Here is a 19,825-nt window from a genome sequence, read left to right on the forward strand (position 1 = left end):
CTTATGAAATTTAAAATTTTTGGTACACTAGCTATCACTGCTCTACTTTTTGCTACTTCTTGTAAAGAAGAAAAGAAAAATGAAGTTACAACTACTGAGTCTAAAGAGGTAAAAGAAGCTCCTGTTACTGCGGTCAACTTTAATGTTGATGCTGCAAATAGTACATTAGCATGGGTAGGAAGCAAGCCTACTGGTAAACATGAAGGTACTATTAAATTAAAGTCTGGTGTTCTTAATGTAAAAGAAGGTACATTAGAAGGTGGATCTTTTGTTGTTGACATGAACTCTATTGTAGTGACTGATATCGAAGGTGAAGATAAAGAGCATCTTGAAGCTCACCTTAAAGGTTTAGAAAAAGATGGTGAAGATCACTTTTTTAATGTAACTAAATTCCCTACTGCTGCTTTTGAAATCACTGGTGTTACTACTGCTAATGGAGTAAGTACAGTACAAGGAAACCTTACTATTAAAGGAATCTCTAAAAATATTTCTTTCCCTGCTACTTTTGCGACTACAGCTGAAGGTGCTTCTTTAACAAGTGAAGTATTTACTATTAACAGAACAGAGTGGAATGTAAACTATGCTTCTAAATCTGTTTTTGAAGACTTAGGCGATCGTTTTATCAACGATGATATCGAAATCAAAATAGACCTTAAAGCAACTAAATAATTAGTGCTTCAATTTATATAGAAACAAAACACCTCTTAATGAGGTGTTTTTTTATACCTTTTTGATTACATAAGTCACAATTCCCCATATGATCAATTCATTATCTTCTGTTACTTTTATAGGTTTATAGTTATCATTTTCTGGCATCAAATACACACAGTCTTTTTGAACATCTAATCGCTTTACTGTAAATTCTCCATCTATAAAACATACTGCTATTTTGCCATGTTGTGCTTCTTTACTTTTATCAACAACCAATAAATCTCCGTTTGACAATCCTGCATTAATCATAGAATCTCCTCTTACACGTGCAAAAAAAGTAGCTTCTACATTATCAATCAATTCACGATCTAAGCTAATTCTAGGTTGTCTAAAGTCTTCTGCTGGTGATGGAAATCCTGCCGATACCCCTTCTTCTACCAAAATGAATTCTTGATTTTCTGAACGCTCTACCGAGTATAGTTCTAACGCTTTTCTATCACTCTCTTTCATTACAATTTACTTCTATAATTTCGCTCAACTTTGTGGTATATTGTGGTGACAAATGTTCTTGTCTCATTTTCCATGTTCTTTCCAGATCTTGACTTGCTATTTTTATTTTATGTGCGCCAAATTTATCATTTAACCCATCCATTATTTTCATTAAGGATTCATGTTTGGGATCTTCGTTTGCAAATAATTGTACTTGCTTTGTTGTTGTCAGTCCTGTAAGTACTACACCTGCTCTTTTATAATGTATATTGGCTTTAAAAATTTCTTTTAATCCTTTTACTACAGCATTTACAATCACCAAGGTTGAATCTGTAGGGTAAGGCATAGCTACCATTGTTCCTGCTCTATATTGTTCTTTTGAGCTGTCATGTCTATTACTACGTAAAAACACATATGCATGCGTACAGGCTGATTTTTGCTTTCGCAATTTCTCGGCACAGCTATATGCAAAGGTTACAATTCGTTCTTTTACTTCTTCATATTCTTTATAAGTATATTCAAAACTTCGTGTTGTAGCTATCGCTTTTTTATCTCGTGTATCATCATCTAGGGTCATTGTAGCTTCTCCTTTAAGGTCTTTTTGTAAACGCAATCCTATAACCGACATGTTTTTTTTCACCCATGATTCACTCAATTGTGTAAACTCGTATGCAGTTCCTATACCTAAATCAGACAATCGTTTATGATGTCCTCTTCCTATCCCCCATACCTCTGCTATAGGCATCCATTTTAATGTTTTGACTCTACGTTCTTCTGTATCAATCACAAAAACACCTTTTGTTTTTTGCTGAAACTTTTTGGCTACATGATTCGCGACTTTGGACAATGCTTTGGTAGGAGCTACACCTACACTAACAGGAATATTGGTATATTGAAATATAGTTTTCTTTATTTGATGTGCATAGGTTTCTATATCAACTGGTAAATTTTCTAATAACAAAAAAGCTTCGTCTATACTATACACTTCAACTTCTGGAGCAAACTGCTTTAAAACTTCCATTACTCTAGAGCTCATATCGCCATATAACGAATAATTAGAAGAGAATACTTTTATCTGTTTCTCTTTAAATATCTTTTTAAATTTAAATGCTGGCGCTCCCATAGGTATACCTAACAGCTTTGCTTCAGCACTTCTAGAAATTACGCAACCATCATTATTAGACAATACCACTACAGGTTTTGTCCTTAAATCTGGTCTAAAAGCTCTTTCGCAAGACACATAAAAGCTATTACAATCTATGATTGCATACATATTTCTTTTGTTTTCCTTAATCTATAAAATACGTCAAAAAAATCAGTTATCAAAGATTACTCTTCAATTCTTCATCTATCTCTTTTAATGTCTTTGACTTTATATATAATTGTTTGAGATGTTTAGGACTACCTATAATTTGAGATCCATAAATGCCTGTATGTCCAGAAAATAAATAGGCTACAATACAGGCTATAGCGATATAAGCTCCTCCTTCTGCCCCAAAGAGTTCTATTCCCATAAATGTACACGCTATAGGTGTATTGGTAGCGCCAGAGAAGACCGCTACAAATCCCATTCCTGCCAATAATGCTACTGGTAATGGAACAAACCATATTAAGGCATTACCCAAAGTTGCTCCTACATAAAACAAAGGTGTTACTTCTCCTCCTTTAAAACCGGCTCCTAACGTAAAAGAAGTAAATAGTATTTTTAATAAAAAGTCATAAGAATTTAAGTCTTCGCTAAAAGCAGCTACAATTGTAGGTACTCCTAATCCTATATATTTTGTTGTTCCTATAGCCCATACTGCCAAAGCAACTACTATACCGCCTAAAAAAGGTCTTAATGGTGGATATGCTATTTTCGTTTTAAACAACTTTCCCCAGAAGTGTGTCATTTTGGAAAATATAATTGCTCCAATACCAAAAATTGCTCCTGCAAAAATAGTCCAAAAGAAATTTACTGGGGTCATCTCTGGTACAAACGGAATACTATACGTAGTATGTGTTACATGCCAAGCGTGGCAACTATAATCTGCTATAATGGCAGTAAATACACTAGGTAAGATTGCTTCGTATCGCATACGTCCTAAAACGAGTACCTCTAATGCGAAAATCATTCCGGCCAACGGTGTCCCAAATACAGAAGCAAACCCTGCGCTAACTCCCATTACAATTAGGATTTTTCGGTCTTCGTTATTTAATTTTAATAGTGTAGTAAATTGATCTGCAATTGCTCCTCCCATTTGTACAGCAGAGCCTTCTCTTCCCGCTGATCCACCAAATAAATGTGTAATTACTGTTCCTATCCATATCCAAGGAGCCATTTTAAACGGAATCACTTTTTGAGGTTCGTGATATTCTTCGATCAACTGGTTATTTCCTTTAACAACATCTTTTCCCCAGTAATGATACAATGCACCTACAACAAATCCTCCTATAGGCAATAACCAAATAATCCACAAATTAGTTTCTCTTACTTGTGTAGCCCACTCTAACGAAACTAATAATAATGCAGATGCCGATCCTGCCAATGCTCCTACTATAATAGATAGTATAAGCCATTTAATCGCGTAAAATAAAATTGGAATTTGTTCTAAGGACGTAAAATAATTCTTGATAGCTTGTTTGTTCATTTCCTCTCTACTATAAGCTACACTATAAAGTGTAGCACATGTTTACTACATTTTATAGACGTCATCAGCTTTTTATAAAGCGGTTCCAGGCAGACATCATTGCCTTTATGAATGGCAAATGTATCACTTTTACTTTAATCTTTAAGATATTTTATTTCATTTGATTTATTAAAATTCTGCAAACATAAAAAATCCCCAACGTGTCAATTGGGGATTTTTCTTAACTAATTAAAACAATAACCAAATGTCTTGATATAATTTGGCTGTGGTTTCCCACATTTATCTATGAAAACAAACTTATCTATCTATATTTTTAATCGATTTCTATTAAACGTTTAGGTTGTACTTTTGCTTCTTCTTTTTTTGGTAATGTTATTTCTAATATTCCACTTTCAAAAGAAGCTTCAATTTTTGTCGTCTCAATCGTTTCTGGTAAATTAAATACGCGTTTAAATGATGCATATGAAAATTCTTTGCGAGAGTATTTTTTTACAACCTCTTCTTTTTCTTCTTTTTTAACTGAAGCTACAGTTAATTGATCATTATCTAATTCGATATTAATATCTGCTCTTGTTAATCCTGGTATAGCCAGTGCTATTTCAAAATTATGTTCTGTTTCGGCAATATTTACAGCAGGAGTATTTAAACCTATTTTTGGTCCTTGTGTTGTTCCGCCTAACCAATCTGTTTGAAATAATTCGTCGAATGAAAATGGTAATCTATTTGTTCTTTTTATAGTGTTCATATCTATTTTTTATAATGTTAATTTCAATTTTTGTTACACTTGTTACATAGCAATTTCAATTCCATTACAAAAAACAAGACATTTTGACATAAAATACAATTCAATAAATGACTTTTTGTCATTCTTATCATAAGAACACTGTCAAAAACGTACAAAAAAAGCTTTATGATCATTTCATAAAGCTTTACTTATAATATTGATTTTTCTTTTTATACCATATCTTATTTGAAAGTACCTTGTAGCAAAATTGAAGATTTGCGAAGTTTTACAAAAAAAATAGAAGCATCGCAGAAGCTACAGTGATATTTTATGATAAAGTAAAATGCAGAAATAATAATTTTAATGCAGTATGGGTATTAATTATAGAATCTCGTAAAAATGGAGATTAATTCTTGAGGTGGTATCAATTTATTAGGATATTGATGCATCACTTCAAGCACTGTATCTATTGCTTCTGCTCTTAATCCCATTTTTAATCCTGTTTCTTTAATTTTATAGATTTCTTGTTGTGAAGTTTCTTGGTCCACATTCATCAATAATATTAATCGATGAAATTGTAAGATTCGTTGAGATTCTGATTTAATAGGTATCGCTTCTTTTCCGTTTAACGAAATCTGATCCAATTCTATCTTACTTATGCCCAATTGAGAGGCTATCGCTAGAATAAAATCATATTCTTCGGTTTTAATTTTCCCATCAGACATAGCAAATTGCAACAGTTCTGATAACAGGCTCAGTTTTTCTTCTTTACTGTACATAGAATAAGTTTTTGTTCAATGATTAGGGGGACACTAAAATTAAAAAAAATCCTGACTTTTGCTATATAAATACACAAAAACTGCGCCTTTTTAATTTTAAATCTTCATTATTTTTTATTTAGCTTGTAGAGCTTTACCTTTGTCGCCATGGGATTGACAAATAATGACATTTTTAAGAAACTTCGCGTAGCTCATAAATTACGTGATGAAGATATTGTAAAAATCTGTGCTTTAGTTGATTTTAAAGTTACTAAAAGTGAACTAGGTGCACTTTTTAGAAATGAAAATCATCCAAAATATATGGAATGTGGAGATCAGATTTTACGAAATTTCCTCAATGGTTTGATCATTCATTTAAGAGGTCCAATGCCTGAAAAAAAGGATAAAAATACTCCTAAAAAATAACACTCAGCACCTTGTTTCTAACATTCAGCTAGTTAACATTTTTATACTCAAAAATAATTGCTTAATTTAAAGGTAGATTCCTGTTTAATAATCTCATTTAATTAAGCTATTATTTATGTTGACTAAAACTGAAAAGCAATTATTTCGTTCGGAACTTTTTAGACATCTTGACGGAATTACAGTTGCTCCTATAGCATATATTTTACATCATAAAGAACTTACTTCGTATATTCTCGAACAAAACGAAGTATTGATTACACAGTTATCTTCTCACTTTAATACTAATGAAGGATATCTTAATGTAGCGCTCCGTGTAATGGCTTCTCAAGGTTGGATTAACTATACTCCTACGTCAAATGGAGATATACTTATACAATGTAATGCTGTAAGTAAAATAGCTTTTGATCATTTTTATTTATATAAAGGTGTTGTAGATTTATTAGATTTTTCGGGAAAGTATCATCCTAGAAAATTTGAGATTGCACCTTTTCAAAAACTGGAACAATTATTTAAACAATATCACGATGATTTTGATTTAACCATTTCTTCTGATGCAACTATTGCTACTATTCAACATCAAATACTTAAACATATAGAAGGTATTTTGGTAGGGCCTACTGTAGTACGTTTAGGTATGGGTGGTATGTTTCATAAATATTTTATGGAAGCTTCTTTTAGCCCAGAAGAATATCATAAACATCCTGAATGTTTTTCTGTAATCTTAGATTTTTTAAGCTCATTAGGATGGTTTGTTAAACTTAATGGTAATTATTCTTTTACAGATAAAGGCTTATTTTTTGCCAAAAGAGCTTCTGCTTATGGTGTTACTGTTTCTTATATTCCTATGTTTAGAAAATTAGATGAGTTACTTTTTGGTAACCCTAACGCCTTATGGCAACATAATGGTAGTGAAGAAATTCATGTAGATAGAGAAATGAATGTTTGGGGAAGCGGTGGTGCTCATATCGCTTATTTTAAAAAAATAGACGAGATTATTATTCATATTTTTAATCAACCTATAGCAGAGCAACCTAAAGGTATTCTCGACATGGGTTGTGGTAACGGAGCATTCCTTATACATCTTTTTGATGTTATTGCTACGCAAACTTTAAGAGGTAAACATCTAGAAGAGCATCCGTTATTTTTAGTAGGAGCCGACTATAATAAAGCGGCATTAAAAGTAACTCGTGCTAATTTAGTTCAAGCCGATATATGGGCAAAAGTTATCTGGGGAGATATTAGTAATCCTGAGCAATTACATCAAGATTTAAAAGAAAACTATAATATTGCTCTAAGCGACTTATTATCTGTACGTACCTTCCTTGATCATAATAGAATATGGGATACTCCAAAATTGCAATTGGATCAACCTAGTATATCAACTGGAGCTTTTGCTTATCGAGGGAGTCGTCTATCTCATGATGATGTGGAACGTAATTTAAAAGATCATTTTTCAAAATGGGTTCCTTATATTTCTGCTTATGGTTTGATCGTAATTGAACTACATACTATTGCTCCAGAAATCACTGCTCAACATATAGGACAAACTGCAGCTACAGCTTATGATGCTACTCATGGTTTCTCTGATCAATATATTGTAGAGGTAGCTTCTTTTCTTAAAGTTATTCAAGAAGTTGGTTTATATAGTGATCCAAATTATTTCTATAAATTTCCTAACTCAGAACTAGCCACTGTAAGTATCCATTATTTATTAGGTGCATCTTAAAAATAATAATTCCTGACATTTCTTGTAAAATATCAGGAATCATACAACATAACTCATCACTAAGTTATTATTAATTCTATTCTTGAACAATGCGGACAGGTATTTGATAAGCTATCATTGAATTTTTTTCTGAAGTTTTAACTTTCTGATAATTCAATCTATTTTTAATATACCCCTCTACTTGAACACTTTCTGATTCTACAGATAATACTACAATCTCATTATCTTTATTTAAGGTAAACGTTACCTGCGCTTTGATGTCTTCTTCTATCTTAAAAGAAGGATCTTTTAATAAAACTCCGATTTCGTCAGAGAGTTTACGGTCTGTTTTTTTTACTGGTGTATTGGCTGCTGAGACTAAGCTAGCACATAAGAAAAATGCTGCCATTACAATTACACTTACTCTTTTCATTATTATGTTGTTTAAAATTGATTTACATTTATAAGACCTTGAGTAAGCTTTTTTTGTTACATCACAAATTACTGTTTAACAGTAATTTAATAATCATTAAACCATAATTTTGTTCTATAAAAAACATCGCAACTATATATAAAATCAAGAGTTTAACCAATTTATTCTTATGTTATAATTTATTTTCATTATTAAAACATTAACACCTTAAAATCAGTATTTTATAATATTTCTAACTCTTTTTTATTTTCAATTAAGACTAGTCTCTGTGCTTATATGCATTTATTTAACTTGTATCTTTAATTAAACCACACATTGTAATCGTTCATGTCTACTTAAGATACTACAGAAAGCTTAAAACGCATCGTATAATCTTTCTGATTGTCTTTTATAATACTATATAATTGTGTAACGCTATTTCAGGACATGACACCATAAAAAAAGAAGCTTGATGTAGATCAAGCTTCTTTCTTATATTCTTGTATATTGCTCAATAATCTTTTTATGTTCTGGATATTGCACTGCTAATTCTTCTCTATTTGCCAATTCAAAATCTGCAAAATCAAATCCAGGAGCTACAGTACATCCTACAAAAGTATAAGCATCTTCATTTTTTACACTTGACGCAAACCAACATCCTGCTGGAACAACCAATTGCGGGAACTCTCCTTCTTCAAGATTCTTTCCTACACTATATCTAGCATATACTCCATCTTGATCTATCACATGTACGTATAAAGACGCACCTTCGTAATGATGCCATATTTCATCTTGTTTGATGCGATGAAAAGCAGAAAAATTTTCTGAGGTTAATAAAAAATAAATAGCCGTACTATAATTACGATCTCCAGAGAAATCTCCTATTAGAGCCTCTTTTTTAATTGTTGCTTCACTACGATAAGTTTCTTTATAAAAACCTCCTTCTGGATGAGGCAGCATGTCTAATTTCTTTACAATTTTTTCTATTCTTTGATTATTCATGATGATAGATTAGGTTAAGAAAAAAGGCTGTTTGATAAATCAAACAGCCTTTAATTATTTTATAAGCTTTTTAAAGTTATGCTAATACTGCTTGAACTTTATCTGCTGCTTCTTGGAATTCTACTGCACTTTGTACATCTAATCCACTGTTATCGATCAATTCTTTTGCGATATCAGCGTTTGTTCCTTGTAAACGTACAATAATAGGCACTTTGATATCGTCTCCCATGTTTTTGTATGCATCAACAACTCCTTGAGCTACACGGTCACAACGTACAATACCACCAAAGATATTAATTAAGATAGCTTTTACGTTTTCATCTTTTAAGATTAATCTAAATGCTTCTTCTACACGCTTAGCATCAGCAGTACCACCTACATCCAAAAAGTTAGCTGGTTCTCCACCTGCTTGCTTAATTAAATCCATAGTAGCCATTGCTAATCCAGCTCCGTTTACCATACATCCTACGTTTCCGTCAAGATCAACATAGTTAAGACCAACAGCTTTTGCTTCAACCTCAACTGGGCTTTCTTCACGAATATCACGCATTTCTGCATAATCTTTATGACGGTATAATGCGTTGTCATCTAAAGTAACTTTAGCATCAACAGCCATAATTTTATTATCACTAGTTTTTAAAACTGGGTTGATTTCAAATAATGAAGAATCAGACTTTACATAAGCAGTATATAATGCATAAACGAATTTTGTCATTTCTTTAAATGCAGTTCCGCTTAACCCAAGGTTAAATGCTATACGACGTGCTTGGAAAGGTAGTAATCCAGCTGAAGGATCTACCTCTTCTGTAAAGATTAAGTGTGGAGTTTCTTCTGCTACCGTTTCGATATCCATTCCTCCTTCTGTAGAGTACATGATCATATTACGTCCCGTTGCACGGTTTAATAATACTGACATGTAGAACTCATCTGGTTCACTTTCACCAGGATAATATACATCTTCTGCTACTAATACTTGGTGTACCTTTTTACCTTCAGCCGAAGTTTGAGGAGTTACTAAGTTCATTCCAATGATTTGTCCTGCTATTTCTTCAACTTCTTGAATGTTTTTAGCAAGCTTAACACCTCCACCTTTTCCACGACCACCAGCATGTACTTGTGCTTTAATCACATGCCACTCAGTTCCAGTTTCAGAAGTTAATTGTTTTGCGGCATCTACCGCTTCTTTTGCATTGTGAGCAACTATACCACGTTGAATACGTACGCCAAAGCTGCTTAATATTTCTTTACCCTGATATTCGTGTAAATTCATAATGTTCTTATTTGCCTTTTAATAGGAGTCCCAAAAATAGGAAATGTGATTTTATTGTGCTAATCTTTTTGACGTAAAAAAATAGAATTCCTAAACGGTAATTTCATAAATTCTTCTTATTCTTCTCTGTTTTAAATAAATCTACTGATTTTGTAGATTTTTTAACTCAGAGTTGATCTTGGATTGAATTATTATTAATACTTTCGTAAGCTTTAATAATTAATATCATGGAAAACGCAAATTTATTAGCTATTGCTCAGGAGTTTGGAAGTCCAGTCTACGTCTATGATGCTTCCAAAATTGTTTCACAATACAACCGCTTAACTCAAGCATTTAAACAGGTGAAACAGGTAAAGCTTAACTATGCAGTTAAGGCTTTATCGAATGTAGCAATCCTTAAGTTAATGAATTCGCTTGGTGCCGGATTAGATACAGTTTCTATCCAAGAGGTTCGTTTAGGGCTTGCTGCGGGGGTGTCACCCTCTAATATCATTTTTACACCTAATGGTGTTTCTCTAGAAGAAATTGAAGAAGTTTCTGCTATGGGTGTTCAAATTAATATTGATAACTTATCTATACTGGAACAGTTTGGAGCTAAATATCCTTCTACTCCTGTATGTATTCGTATCAATCCTCATGTTATGGCTGGAGGTAATAGTAATATCTCTGTAGGTCATATCGATAGTAAATTTGGTATATCTATTCATCAAATTCCTCATATTTTAAGAATTGTTGAGAATACAGAAATGACTATCAATGGAGTACATATGCACACAGGTAGTGATATACTCGATATTGATGTATTTTTATATGCTAGCGAAATCTTATTTGATACGGCAAAGCATTTTAAAGATTTAGATTTTATTGATTTTGGTAGCGGTTTTAAAGTACCTTATAAAGAAGGGGATATCGAAACTAATATCGAAGAATTTGGAGAAAAGCTTTCAAAACGCTTTAACGATTTTTGTAAAGAGTATGGTAAAGATATTACTTTAGGTTTTGAACCTGGTAAATTCTTGGTTAGTGAGTCTGGTTTTTTCTTAGCCAAAGTTAATGTAGTAAAACAAACTACTTCTACTGTTTTTGCTGGAATTGATTCTGGATTTAATCACTTAATTAGACCTATGTTATACAATTCACATCACGACATTATCAATGTTTCTAACCCTGAAGGTCGTGAACGCTTTTATTCTATAGTAGGTTATATTTGCGAAACGGATACTTTTGCTTCAAACCGAAGAATTAGTGAAATTACAGAAGGAGACATTATTGCCTTTAAAAACGCTGGTGCTTACTGTTTCTCTATGGCTAGTAATTACAATTCTAGATATCGCCCTGCCGAAGTATTGTGGTATAATGAAAAGGCACATTTAATTCGTAAAAGAGAAACCTTTGAAGATCTATTGAATAACCAAGTAGACATTTCTATTTTTGAAAAACAAGAAGAAGAGCATATTTCTTAATCTCTTTCTTTTATACTATAAAAAAGCCGCTAGAGCTAAATTCTAGCGGCTTTTGATTCTTAATCTTTTATTATGCTTATTTCTTAATTAGTTTCTTTGATATTTTATTATCAATAACTAAGAAATACATTCCTTCGTTTAATGACTCAATATTATACTCTTCTTTAATTTGGTCATCCTTAAATTTCATTACTGTTTTTCCTAATACGTCAACAATCTTAATTTCTTCTATTTGATTTTGTTGATTTCCTTTAAGGTATACTACATCTTTTGCAGGATTAGGATACATTACAAATTGTGTCTTGTCTTCTTCAAATTCTGTTACATCAAGAGTTGATACTCTAACTCCGTTAGAAATCATCTCACATGGGACTTGATTGTATACTCCTACTGTATATTCTCCTATTCTGTCTGCAATATAAATAGCACTAGTAGCACCATCAAGAGGTTCTCCATTAATATACCACTGGTATCTATCATATGTAGTAGTACCTTGAATTGTTAACTCATCCGTAGATTCATTATAAACAATTGTAGGCGTTTCTGGAGCATCTGTAACATTTAAGTGTACTGGTACTCTTGCAGTTTCACATCTTCCTAGTGTTTCTATTTCCCAATTATATAAATAGTAATAAAAACCTGTTGGGCTATTTTGATTTGTTGTTCCTGTAATAGAAATCAATCCATCAACACTATATGGGAAACTTACATTACGGTTGTTTCTAAATAAATCTGATCCTGTATTGAATCCTATTTCCATGTTATTTCCTACTGGAATTTCAAAATCAATATCAATTACTTGTTCTCCATCTTCTATCATTATCACTTTAGAAGCAATAGCATTTCCGTTTTCATCTCTAAGAACTAAGGTACGTTCTCTTGTTCCTCTAGCAAATACTGTTGCCTTTTTTAAGATCACTCTATTTTCTGCATTAAACGTTAACGCAAAACCACCTCCATGAATTCCTCCACGGTTATCGTTTATTGATGTTATTCCCACATTATGAGAAGTTACTTCTCCTAATATTCCTGATACATAATAAGTTGTATTCTGATCTAATTCTGGTGTATTAAAAACAGTTCCAGAACCTATTATACGTCCATTTGTTTCTTGATCATACCATAAGTATGCATTATCACCATTTAACTCAATTGCATTAGAAGTTCCTCTACACACATCAATAGTTTGTTCTACTGGTTGTTGCGCTGTTTCCATTTCTACCTCTAGCGTATAGCTATCTGTTCCTCTAGCATTAGTTACTGTTAATGTAACCGTATACATTCCATCTGCTGCATAGCTATGTGTAGGGTTTTCTGCTGTAGATGTATTTCCATCTCCAAAATCCCATAAATAACTATCTACTGTATTAATAGATGTGCTTCTAAACTGAATTTCATTACAATTCGATTCAGAATCAAAATTTGCTACAGGAGGTTGATTGTTATCTCCTAATGGATACGATCCCGAAATACTAAACAACCCTATCGAAGAATAATCTGAATATCCTGTATTAACATCATCTTCTCCCGCTCCGTCAATTTCTAAGAAATATGTTCCTTCTGGTAATGTAGTAATGATTGAAGCGCTTAAATTTCTATATGGATTAGATATAGCAAGTTCTTCTCCTCTTCCGTCTAAGATTCTCGCTTGTATATTAAGGTTAGCGATATCATATCCTCTATACTGTGTATCTGGATTAACATCAAATCTTACTTCACCTCCACTAGTTACAAAAGAAAATACATCTACATCTGTACGTTCTGCAATTAATCCAGTGTTTTGATCTGCATTTACAGTACCGTCTGAAGCAGTAACTAATAAACTTGCAGTAGCTGGTGTTCCTCCATGATCATCATCTTTAAATCCTACACCATTTGATGCTCCAGATATGATAGCAATATCATCTTCTTGTTGTGTCGCATCTGTATATTCTCCTAAACTCCAGTGTCCTACTTTAGTATTAGCACTCCATCCCATAATAGGACTCCATTCTCCATGTCCGCTATAATACTCTCCGTTTGCTCTATTAATTCCATCATGAGATAATCCTAAAGTATGTCCTAATTCGTGAGATCCTGTTTCTCCTGCAGATCTTCCTGATCTATTATATACCCAACAAGGCTCATCTAATCCCGATGAAAACGAATATAAATAAGCAACTCCTCCAGCTGTAGGAGCAGCATCTTTTGTAGGTGTAAAAATCACCATCATTCTACGATTCACTGGTGCTGCATCAAATAATTCTCTTCTAGTCGTAATGTTAAGGTTAAAAGATCTAAAATCTTCTGCCATGATTCTCCAAGCCAGCATAATTTCTTCGTCACTATAACCAGATGGTGCTGCATCAATGGTTCCTCCACCAACCCAGTTGGTATTTTCTACAAGTTCTCCATCAAAATCCAAATACACGATTCCTGGTGCTCCTGGTTGACTTTCTAATTCTGGCACACGACTAGATGCTGCTACATTATTTGCTGTTTTATTTTCTACAGTAGCATAAGAAATACATACCAACTTATTGATATCAATTTCTTCTACATAGACATTACCATCATCTCCTGAGTAATACTGAAAAGCTCTTTGAGCATCTCTTAAAATAATTTTACCGATAATAAATCCATCTTTTTTAACAATGTCAAAAGTTGATGTTTTTTTATCTCCGATGTTTCCTACCAGCTTATAATCTCCCATATTCCCTTCTTGAAGTTGTATAGTAGCTTCTAGCTGTTCTTGTTCTGAAACCTGTAAAAGAAGTGTTGTTTTAGCGACTGATAATAGTTTTTCACTAAAGTCTCTCTCTTTTCCTAGGTTAAATAATTTAGCTTCTTGTGCTTGTCCTGTGATTGAAGTTAACAGGAGCATTAATGTTAAGGATAATACATACCCTTTTTGTGCAATATACTTTGGGGACAAGTATTGCATCACATTAGTGATTTTCATAGTTAGATTAGTTAATGTTAATGTGTTTACGCAATGATAACTGAGGTTTTCAGTTTCTGCTATATCAAAACTACTAAACTTTTCTAAAGAAAATACTAATATTATCTTAACTATATTCAATACAAAATACACTTAATTTATAATCAACACTTTACATAAACCATAAAATATTTACGGTTTAAAAATAAATTATCGCTATAAACAATAAAACCTTTCTTAGATGATAAAAAAGGTTTTATGCGATGAATTATCGTATATATTTTAAATAGTTGTCGTAATTATTAAGAATTCTCCTTTTAATGGATCCAAATATTTCATTAACTCAGGTACTAATTCATCTCCGTATTCTAGATACATTTCAGAAAAATTAGTATTGCGTTCTTGTAGACTATAATTAGGGAACAATTCGTTTTGGATTGTAGTCAATCTAGTGACATGATCTTTTAATTTTCGCTTTTGAGCTTTAAGCAATCGCTGTTCGAGTTTATCTAACCCTTTTAATTGTTTAATTTCTTGTGCCTTTACAGCATTGATAAACGTTACATCTGTTGCTTCTGCCAAGACATACATTTCTTTAAATTGCTCTTGAAGTAACTTTCGCTGTGAAGAAAAATCTATTTCAATATTAGATATTTGTCTAACCTTTCTATTGATTAACTCATGTTGTTTTAAGAAGATTTCTTCTCTCTTTATATCTAGTTTTTCTAGTTTTTCTGCTTGTTTTTTAGTCTGCATTAATACCGAATTACGTAATAGTAATATCGGAAAAGGAACATTTACTGCTTCAAAATAGTTTTTAAGTTCAAACCAATATGCTAACTCTCCGCCACCACCTATGTAACATAAGTTAGGTAAGATCACTTCTTGATATAAAGGACGCATCATTACATTAGGACTAAATCGTTCTGGATGCTCTTTTAACTCTTGTATTATTTGTGCTGTTGTCCAACTTATCGTTGTGTTATTTACAGAATAGGTATCCGCTGTCTGGATAATACGTTCGCGACTATTTTCACCCAAATAGAACAAATTAATTTCTCTTGGGTTTACCTGTACTTTGTATCCTAATTCATTAATTGTATTAGCTGTAGGCATTACATTTTTATAAGCTACCTGCTCTAGCAATTCTTTCTCCATATACGGAATAAAAATTTGCTTTAATGCAGGCTCATCTGCATCTACAATCACTAATCCATAGGCTTTGAATAATTCATTTGCAAGATAACGTGTAGCTTCAGCTAAATTTTGATGTTTTAGATAAGCTTCTTCAAACAAGTGTTTAAGTTGGGTTGCATTTCTTCCTATTCCTAATTCTGAAGCAAAAATCTCGAAAACCTTATCTAGTCCTTGGGTATCAAAACATCCCACTGCACCTCCATCTGCCCTATTCCACTGAATTTTCTTTCCTTTAAAATTAAAATAATTAATCTCTTCAAAATCATGATCCTCTGTAGCCATCCAATAGATCGGCACAAAGTTATATTCTGGATAAGCTTCTTTTAATTCTTGTGTTAATCTAATTGTAGAAACAATCTTATACAAGAAATACAATGGTCCTGTAAACAGATTTAATTGATGTCCTGTTGTTATGGTAAACGTAGTTTCTTCTTGTAATGATTCAATATGTTCAAGTGTCTTTGTCGAAGCTTTTACATTTTTATATTGCTTTTTTAATGCCTCTACTAATACTATTCTGGACGTCGTGGGAAAACTTTTTTGTTTTTCTTTTAATTGTGGTAGAAAATTTGCTTTGGTAGGAAAACGATTATATAATTGTTTTAAAGCATTTTCTTGATCTAAATAATTACATATCAACGATGAGAAATAATTAGTATCTCTAAACGGAAGACATTCACTTGGCATATATCACTTTTTTTGGAGCATAAATATACGTCAGATTCTACTTCTAAATCCTAAATTTTAGTTAATACCATTTTTAAAAATCTTTATATGGTTGTACTTTACCTTTTTAAATAAAATTTTGTGTAATCTTTTTTCATCAATGCAAAGGGAATTGATGAATGCTAAAAACTAGTTAATGAAATATATTTTAGCCTATGCCTTAATTGTATGCTCTTTTATAGGGTTTTCACAACAATCTCCTGCGGATTTCTTGGGGTATGAAATCGGAAGTGAATTTACACGTCATGCAGATGTTGTCAACTATTTCAATCATTTGGCCAATAACTCTTCGATGATCACCTACCATCATTATGGAAAAACAAATGAGCGAAGACCACTTACTTATGCTATTATTTCGACCGAAGAAAATTTAAAAAATATAGAAAATATACGTCTTGATAATTTAAAAAATACAGGAATTGTTGAAGGAACTAGTTCTCCTGAAGTTGCTATTGTTTGGCTAAGTTATAATGTACATGGTAACGAAGCTTCTAGTACAGAAGCGGCTATGAAAACTGCTTATGAGCTTATTACAACTAAAAAAGATTACCTAAAAAACACTGTAGTAATTCTAGATCCATGTGTAAATCCAGATGGACGTGATCGTTATGTAAATTGGTATAACCAAGTAAAAGCTACGCCTTATAATACCGATCAAAAGGCTACAGAACATGTAGAGCCATGGCCAGGAGGTAGACCTAATCATTATCTATTTGATTTAAATAGAGATTGGGCTTGGGCTACTCAGGTAGAATCTCAGCAACGTCTTAAGGTTTATAATAAATGGATGCCACACGTACATGTTGATTTTCATGAACAAGGAATTAACGAACCTTATTATTTTGCTCCAGCAGCAGAACCTTTTCACGAAATTATTACTGATTGGCAACGTGATTTCCAAACACAAATAGGTAAAAACCATGCGCGTTATTTTGATCAAGAAGGATGGCTGTATTTTACTCGAGAACGTTTTGATTTACTATACCCTAGCTATGGTGATACTTATCCTACTTTTATGGGTGCAATAGGTATGACGTATGAGCAAGCTGGTCACGGAAGAGCTGGTCTAGGTATACAAACAGACGAAGGTTATGTACTTACTCTTAAAGATCGTGTAGCACATCACACTACTACAGGGTTATCTACTGTAGAAATTTCCTCAAAAAGTGCCACGCAATTAAACAAAGAGTTTAAATCGTTTTTTAATACTTCTGGATTAACTTATAAGAGCTATGTACTTAAAGGAAATGCAGATCGTATTGCTGCTTTAACACGCTTATTAGATCGTCATGATATCTCTTATGGATATACTACTGTAGCCAAAGTTAAAGGACTCTTGTACGCTACAGGAAAACAAGGTAGCATGGATAGTAAAGGTGCTCTAGTCGTAAGTACGAATCAACCTAAGGGTAAAATGGTAAAAGCCTTATTCGAAATTGATGCTAAGCTTTCTACTCCTATTACTTATGATATTACTGCATGGAGTCTTCCTTTTGCTTATGGACTAGAAACTGTTGCTTCTACCACACTTGTTCCTACTCAAAAGAATGAAATTCAAAAGATAACAAATACGACTCTTGCCAACGCAGCTGGATATATTGCCAAATGGAATAGTATGGATGATGCTAGCTTTTTGGCTGATTTATTACAACATAAGATTAGAGTACGTTTTAGCGAAAAAGATTTTAATAACGGTGGTACTTCTTTTAAAAAAGGTAGTCTTATTATCACCAAAAGTGATAACCGTTCTCTAGAAAACTTTGATCAAAAATTAGTTAGTATTGCCAATAAACACCAACGTAAATTATATGCTACGGCTTCTGGTTTTGCTTCTAATGGAGTTGATTTTGGATCACCAGACGTTAAGCTTATCAATCCACAACGCATAGCTGTATTAAAAGGTGATTATGTTTCTTCTTTAAGTTATGGTGAAATCTGGCATTTCTTTGAACAGCAACTTCACTACCCTATCACTTCTATTGATACGGCTTATTTAAACCGAATTAGCTTAGATTCTTATGATGTGCTTATCATTCCTAATGGTTATTATGGTGGTCTTCTTAATAAAAATACTTTAAAACCTTTACAAGAATGGGTTTCTAAAGGCGGAAAAATCATCGCTATACAAGGAGGGGTGAATGCTTTTGCTAATCAAGATGGTTTCAGTCTTAAATCACATAAACCAAAGGAGACTAAAGAAGATAGCGAAAATGTTACTCCGTATTTAACTCCTTATGATCAACGTGAAAAAGAAAGTGTTCAAGAATTAATCACTGGTAGTATTTTTAAAACTCAAGTGGATGCTTCTCATCCTATGGCTTTTGGTTATACAGATACGTATCATAGCCTTAAATTAGGTAGTTCTTCTTATCAGTTCTTAAAAAACGGCTATAATATTGCTTATATTAAAGGTGATGCTAAAAATATTTCAGGTTTTGCTGGTGAAAAAGCTTTAGCCGAATTAAAAAACTCTTTAGTATTTGGAGAAGAGCGTATTGGTAATGGAAGCATTGTCTATATGGTAGACAATCCATTGTTTAGGTCTTTCTGGCAAAACGGTAAGTTATTCTTTACTAATGCTATTTTCTTTACCAATAATAACAAATTTAGAATTTAATATTCTTCTATAATTTTTCCATAAGCAATGGTATATTTTTATCAATATCATTGCTTATGGATCATAAAAAGTGTTAAATTTAGTTTCAACTTCTTATTTATTACCTAATTACGGTTTTACCGTATACAACTTTATATCATAACTTCTATCTTTGTCGACTCTTTGAATTACTATTCAAAGTCTGGAAAACAAAACTCTCAAACCGTCATAAATAGTATAATTGCCCATCTATAACTAATCACTATAGGTAGCTGAAATACTATGTCTACCCCTTTATTTTTATTATTAGATGATGATACATCGCAATTGTTGTATGTATTATCCTAGAATTTTATTGATTATTTATGAGTACAAATCGTAGAGAAAAAGTTGAACATTGGTTGATCAAAAATCAGAAATACATTAATTACCAAGCCATTGAAAGAGAGATAGGTGTTGCTAAAGGTTGTATCCAAAAGTTTTTAAAATACAATCGTAAAATTAACGATGACCGCATTGCTGCTATCGAGCAATGGATAAAACAATTAAATATTAATAGCTTTTAAAATACTAGCATCCTACCTTTTTGGTCGTCATTTATTTATGTTGTGTCAAACATTATGGATGCTGGATTCCCCACCCCTCATATTGAATTAAACAAAAAGGAGAAATTATGTCATTTTAATTTCTCCTTTAACTTTTATGCTTTGTAATAAATAATTCAATCTCAACTATAGTAATTGAGTTGATCATCGTTTCTATAATTCTAAATATACCTTAAAATAGATTTTACATTATATAACTTTTTTTCATCGCCAAAAAAGTTAGAAAAAAGTCTAGGCTTACGAAACTATAG

The 19,825-nt window shown here is 32.4% G+C and carries 16 protein-coding genes and 1 riboswitch; of the genes, 6 read left to right on the forward strand and 10 right to left on the reverse strand.

Annotation, left to right across the window (positions count from 1 at the left end; translation table 11 throughout):
* Window positions 1-3: 3 nt before the first annotated feature.
* Window positions 4-669: a YceI family protein gene (locus tag ACYEKI_RS04410; protein WP_459209950.1), complete on the forward strand. Its 666-nt coding sequence runs from the start codon at window positions 4-6 to the stop codon at window positions 667-669.
* Window positions 670-720: 51 nt separating this feature from the next.
* On the opposite strand, the gene ACYEKI_RS04415 is transcribed toward ACYEKI_RS04410, so the two are convergent.
* The 5 genes from ACYEKI_RS04415 to ACYEKI_RS04435 all read right to left on the reverse strand — a co-directional run bounded on the left by ACYEKI_RS04415 (window position 721) and on the right by ACYEKI_RS04435 (window position 5,273).
* The gene (locus ACYEKI_RS04415) at window positions 721-1,161 is read right to left on the reverse strand and encodes a LexA family protein (RefSeq protein ID WP_459209951.1); all 441 of its coding nucleotides are present in this window, start codon (window positions 1,159-1,161) and stop codon (window positions 721-723) included.
* Window positions 1,148-2,413, reverse strand: a complete 1,266-nt coding sequence (locus ACYEKI_RS04420) for a Y-family DNA polymerase (protein WP_459209952.1) — start codon at window positions 2,411-2,413, stop codon at window positions 1,148-1,150. Before ACYEKI_RS04420 ends, ACYEKI_RS04415 begins: the two co-directional genes overlap by 14 nt.
* A 49-nt stretch (window positions 2,414-2,462) precedes the next feature.
* Window positions 2,463-3,770: a voltage-gated chloride channel family protein gene (locus ACYEKI_RS04425; protein ID WP_459209953.1), complete on the reverse strand. Its 1,308-nt coding sequence runs from the start codon at window positions 3,768-3,770 to the stop codon at window positions 2,463-2,465.
* 48 nt (window positions 3,771-3,818) lie between these two features.
* A riboswitch (Fluoride riboswitch) is annotated at window positions 3,819-3,883 on the reverse strand.
* Between the two features lie 200 nt (window positions 3,884-4,083).
* Entirely contained in the window at window positions 4,084-4,515 is a 432-nt protein-coding gene (locus tag ACYEKI_RS04430) for an Hsp20/alpha crystallin family protein (protein WP_459209954.1), read from the reverse strand.
* A gap of 356 nt (window positions 4,516-4,871) precedes the next feature.
* Complete coding sequence (locus tag ACYEKI_RS04435; protein WP_459209955.1) at window positions 4,872-5,273, reverse strand: TerB family tellurite resistance protein; 402 nt, start codon at window positions 5,271-5,273, stop codon at window positions 4,872-4,874.
* 147 nt (window positions 5,274-5,420) lie between these two features.
* Between ACYEKI_RS04435 and ACYEKI_RS04440 the strand changes: the two genes are divergently transcribed.
* Together ACYEKI_RS04440 and ACYEKI_RS04445 are read left to right on the forward strand one after the other, a co-directional pair.
* Window positions 5,421-5,678 carry a DUF1456 family protein gene (locus tag ACYEKI_RS04440; RefSeq protein WP_459209956.1) on the forward strand — a complete coding sequence of 86 codons (258 nt, stop codon included), beginning with the start codon at window positions 5,421-5,423 and terminating at the stop codon, window positions 5,676-5,678.
* Between the two features lie 115 nt (window positions 5,679-5,793).
* The gene (locus ACYEKI_RS04445; protein ID WP_459209957.1) at window positions 5,794-7,404 is read left to right on the forward strand and encodes a class I SAM-dependent methyltransferase; all 1,611 of its coding nucleotides are present in this window, start codon (window positions 5,794-5,796) and stop codon (window positions 7,402-7,404) included.
* Window positions 7,405-7,480: 76 nt separating this feature from the next.
* Here ACYEKI_RS04445 and ACYEKI_RS04450 read toward each other — a convergent pair whose 3' ends face one another.
* The 3 genes from ACYEKI_RS04450 to sucC all read right to left on the reverse strand — a co-directional run bounded on the left by ACYEKI_RS04450 (window position 7,481) and on the right by sucC (window position 10,067).
* Window positions 7,481-7,816, reverse strand: coding sequence for a hypothetical protein (locus ACYEKI_RS04450; protein WP_459209958.1), 336 nt, complete (start codon window positions 7,814-7,816; stop codon window positions 7,481-7,483).
* Window positions 7,817-8,287: 471 nt separating this feature from the next.
* On the reverse strand, window positions 8,288-8,797 hold the full coding sequence (locus tag ACYEKI_RS04455; protein ID WP_459209959.1) for a cupin domain-containing protein: 510 nt from the start codon (window positions 8,795-8,797) through the stop codon (window positions 8,288-8,290).
* Window positions 8,798-8,873: 76 nt separating this feature from the next.
* Entirely contained in the window at window positions 8,874-10,067 is a 1,194-nt protein-coding gene (gene sucC, locus ACYEKI_RS04460; protein WP_459209960.1) for an ADP-forming succinate--CoA ligase subunit beta, read from the reverse strand.
* 227 nt (window positions 10,068-10,294) lie between these two features.
* Between sucC and lysA the strand changes: the two genes are divergently transcribed.
* Window positions 10,295-11,530, forward strand: a complete 1,236-nt coding sequence (gene lysA, locus ACYEKI_RS04465; protein WP_459209961.1) for a diaminopimelate decarboxylase — start codon at window positions 10,295-10,297, stop codon at window positions 11,528-11,530.
* 76 nt (window positions 11,531-11,606) lie between these two features.
* Here the strand turns inward: lysA and ACYEKI_RS04470 are convergent, their stop codons facing one another.
* A complete protein-coding gene (locus tag ACYEKI_RS04470; protein WP_459209962.1) occupies window positions 11,607-14,471 on the reverse strand; it encodes a T9SS type A sorting domain-containing protein in 2,865 nt (954 codons plus the stop codon).
* Window positions 14,472-14,732: 261 nt separating this feature from the next.
* Window positions 14,733-16,334 carry a bacillithiol biosynthesis cysteine-adding enzyme BshC gene (gene bshC / locus ACYEKI_RS04475; protein ID WP_459209963.1) on the reverse strand — a complete coding sequence of 534 codons (1,602 nt, stop codon included), beginning with the start codon at window positions 16,332-16,334 and terminating at the stop codon, window positions 14,733-14,735.
* Window positions 16,335-16,509: 175 nt separating this feature from the next.
* On the opposite strand from bshC, the gene ACYEKI_RS04480 reads away from it, so the two are divergent.
* Together ACYEKI_RS04480 and ACYEKI_RS04485 are read left to right on the forward strand one after the other, a co-directional pair.
* Window positions 16,510-18,990 (forward strand): M14 family metallopeptidase, encoded by a 2,481-nt coding sequence (locus ACYEKI_RS04480; protein ID WP_459209964.1) that lies wholly within the window; start codon window positions 16,510-16,512, stop codon window positions 18,988-18,990.
* A gap of 344 nt (window positions 18,991-19,334) precedes the next feature.
* Window positions 19,335-19,535, forward strand: coding sequence for a hypothetical protein (locus tag ACYEKI_RS04485; RefSeq protein WP_459209965.1), 201 nt, complete (start codon window positions 19,335-19,337; stop codon window positions 19,533-19,535).
* The last annotated feature ends 290 nt before the right edge of the window (window positions 19,536-19,825 follow it).

The organism is Aquimarina rhabdastrellae, from assembly GCA_947387485.1.
Lineage (GTDB): Bacteria > Bacteroidota > Bacteroidia > Flavobacteriales > Flavobacteriaceae > Aquimarina.

Bases quoted from the DNA above. Each gene is read 5' to 3' on its own strand.
- ACYEKI_RS04410 (WP_459209950.1), top strand. From the start codon at position 4: ATGAAATTTAAAATTTTTGGTACACTAGCTATCACTGCTCTACTTTTT.
- ACYEKI_RS04415 (WP_459209951.1), bottom strand. From the start codon at position 1,161: ATGAAAGAGAGTGATAGAAAAGCGTTAGAACTATACTCGGTAGAGCGT.
- ACYEKI_RS04420 (WP_459209952.1), bottom strand. From the start codon at position 2,413: ATGTATGCAATCATAGATTGTAATAGCTTTTATGTGTCTTGCGAAAGA.
- ACYEKI_RS04425 (WP_459209953.1), bottom strand. From the start codon at position 3,770: ATGAACAAACAAGCTATCAAGAATTATTTTACGTCCTTAGAACAAATT.
- ACYEKI_RS04430 (WP_459209954.1), bottom strand. From the start codon at position 4,515: ATGAACACTATAAAAAGAACAAATAGATTACCATTTTCATTCGACGAA.
- ACYEKI_RS04435 (WP_459209955.1), bottom strand. From the start codon at position 5,273: ATGTACAGTAAAGAAGAAAAACTGAGCCTGTTATCAGAACTGTTGCAA.
- ACYEKI_RS04440 (WP_459209956.1), top strand. From the start codon at position 5,421: ATGGGATTGACAAATAATGACATTTTTAAGAAACTTCGCGTAGCTCAT.
- ACYEKI_RS04445 (WP_459209957.1), top strand. From the start codon at position 5,794: ATGTTGACTAAAACTGAAAAGCAATTATTTCGTTCGGAACTTTTTAGA.
- ACYEKI_RS04450 (WP_459209958.1), bottom strand. From the start codon at position 7,816: ATGAAAAGAGTAAGTGTAATTGTAATGGCAGCATTTTTCTTATGTGCT.
- ACYEKI_RS04455 (WP_459209959.1), bottom strand. From the start codon at position 8,797: ATGAATAATCAAAGAATAGAAAAAATTGTAAAGAAATTAGACATGCTG.
- sucC (WP_459209960.1), bottom strand. From the start codon at position 10,067: ATGAATTTACACGAATATCAGGGTAAAGAAATATTAAGCAGCTTTGGC.
- lysA (WP_459209961.1), top strand. From the start codon at position 10,295: ATGGAAAACGCAAATTTATTAGCTATTGCTCAGGAGTTTGGAAGTCCA.
- ACYEKI_RS04470 (WP_459209962.1), bottom strand. From the start codon at position 14,471: ATGAAAATCACTAATGTGATGCAATACTTGTCCCCAAAGTATATTGCA.
- bshC (WP_459209963.1), bottom strand. From the start codon at position 16,334: ATGCCAAGTGAATGTCTTCCGTTTAGAGATACTAATTATTTCTCATCG.
- ACYEKI_RS04480 (WP_459209964.1), top strand. From the start codon at position 16,510: ATGAAATATATTTTAGCCTATGCCTTAATTGTATGCTCTTTTATAGGG.
- ACYEKI_RS04485 (WP_459209965.1), top strand. From the start codon at position 19,335: ATGAGTACAAATCGTAGAGAAAAAGTTGAACATTGGTTGATCAAAAAT.